The 681-nt window shown below is 54.6% G+C and carries 1 pseudogene; it reads right to left on the bottom strand.

Features of this window, described 5'->3' with window-relative positions:
* Positions 1–546: pseudogene (locus EXE45_RS17325) on the bottom strand (RNA-guided endonuclease TnpB family protein); the annotation flags it as partial.
* Positions 547–681: the final 135 nt, after the last annotated feature.

Below are 681 nucleotides of genomic sequence, written 5' to 3' on the forward strand. Positions count from 1 at the left end.
GTCTGTGGTACGGCGCATACGCGCGTGGAGGTAGAACGACTCGCTCGAGCGGTCGTACTGAAGCGTGGACATCCGGAACTCGTACTCCTCGTTCAGTAGGTACTCGCCGATCGGTGTTCCCTCAGGGTCATCAGGGATTATATACTCACACTCGACGCGCCCGTTCACCGTGGAAAGGGACACGTGGTCGCGGTGAAACGTCGCACTTCGTTTGTCGTAGACGACGCTCCACGCGTCAAAGTGCGGTTGACTGGTGGTTTCGCCTTTCTTGAGTCGAGCAATACCGCTTTTTGTGGCTTCGATAGCGCGTCGAATCCCTTTTTGAACGAGGTTCGCTGTCAGATCTGTTTCGTTGCGAAGTCGCTCGTAAAGCGCGTTTTCGGCTTGTTGTTTCGACGTGATACAATGTTCGTCCGGGTATCTCCACGCCCAGGCTGCGGTCGTGTTCGCACAGTGGAGAAACTGCTCTTTCGTCTGATGGAGGTCGTCGCACCGCTCGTCGGGTACGTCAAGCTTGACTTTGACGGTGCGGATCACATCCTCCATCTGTGTTTCACATGTTAATCTATTTATTTATAACTTATACGGCTGGTGCCGGGGAGTCACGGTGCTATCGCTCTTATATGTTGCGGGGAGTGTTGGATTCCTCCCACGGCTGAAGCCGGGGGCTTCCTCCTTGTT

Source organism: Halorubrum sp. SP9, from assembly GCF_005435015.1.
GTDB lineage: Archaea > Halobacteriota > Halobacteria > Halobacteriales > Haloferacaceae > Halorubrum > Halorubrum sodomense.